The sequence below is a fragment of the Arthrobacter sp. JCM 19049 genome (assembly GCF_001310435.1).
On the sequence record NZ_BAXF01000608.1, the window covers coordinates 1 to 1,147 of the forward strand.

Here is a 1,147-nt window from a genome sequence, read left to right on the forward strand (position 1 = left end):
GACTACACTGGCAGGGTGAGTGATCAAGCAGAACCCGCCAATCCCCCGCCGCCTCTTCCCCTACCCCGCGCCGCGGGCGTCCCCGGGATGCCGCGCGCGATCAGCAGATCCTCACCTGCGCCCAGCAGGTGCTGGCCGAGCAGGGGTTTGCCCAATTCACCATGGATGAGGTGGCCGCGCGCATCGGCGCCTCGAAGGCCACCGTGTACCGCCGCTGGTCCTCGCGCACCGAGCTGCTGGCCGCGGCGATCAGCTCCCTGGAATGGAACACCGCGGCCCCGGACACCGGGTGCTGCGCGAGGACCTGATCCAGCTCACTGCCATCTGGTTCGCCCAGGATCCGATGCGCGATGCGATCTTCGTGAACCTGTTGGCGGCCCTGCCCAGCGACGAGCAGCTGCACGAGCTGTACATGGCCAATATCGCCACCCCGCGGGCGCACCTGGTGCATACCGTGGTGGAGCAGGCACGGGCCGCGGGGAGCTGGGCGCGCAGTCCAGCACCCAGTCCACCCGGGGCATCCTGCCGGCCATGGTTTCCACCGTCTGGTGGTCGAACGCCGCCCGGTGGACCGCGCCTATGTGGAAAGCGTGGTGGACGAAGTAATCCTGCCCGCGATGCATCACCAGAAGTAGCCCCGCCCCCTGGCTGCCGGCGGTGCCGGAGCTCACCCCGCCACCGTATTGCCATTAACGAAACTGCTCAGTATCGTTAATGGCAATACGGTGGCCGCTGCTGTGCGCCGCCCCGTATCCACACCCCTTGGCAGGGAACAGATGGCAGGCAATGACTAAAGAACTTCTGGAGAACCGCGAGACCACTCGCACCGGCGGCTTCAAGCTCGTCTTCGCCGGACTCATCTTGGCCGTGCTGCTCAACGCACTGGACCAGACGATCGTGGCCACCGCGCTGCCAACCATGGTCGGTGAACTGCACGGATTCGACCAGCTGGCCTGGGTGATCACCGCCTACGTGCTGGCCTCCACCATTGGGCTGCCGATCTACGGCAAGCTCGGCGACCAGTTCGGGCGCAAGCCGGTGTTCGTCTTCGCGATCGCGGTCTTCCTGGCAGGCTCGGTGCTCAGCGGGATGGCCGGATCCATGCCGCTGCTGATCGCCTTCCGCGCCCTGCAGGGCCTGGGCGGCG

3 protein-coding genes are annotated in these 1,147 nt (G+C 67.0%); all 3 read left to right on the forward strand.

From position 1 onward, the window contains the following. Window positions 1-107 precede the first annotated feature (107 nt). The gene (locus tag JCM19049_RS14910; protein ID WP_279403319.1) at window positions 108-308 is read left to right on the forward strand and encodes a helix-turn-helix domain containing protein; all 201 of its coding nucleotides are present in this window, start codon (window positions 108-110) and stop codon (window positions 306-308) included. Beyond that, on the forward strand, window positions 290-715 hold the full coding sequence (locus JCM19049_RS21210) for a TetR-like C-terminal domain-containing protein (protein ID WP_279403317.1): 426 nt from the start codon (window positions 290-292) through the stop codon (window positions 713-715). The genes JCM19049_RS14910 and JCM19049_RS21210 overlap by 19 nt, the downstream gene beginning before the upstream one ends. Before the next feature lie 71 nt (window positions 716-786). Continuing rightward, on the forward strand, window positions 787-1,147 hold a 361-nt coding region (locus JCM19049_RS14915), incomplete at its 3' end, for an MFS transporter (RefSeq protein WP_279403318.1).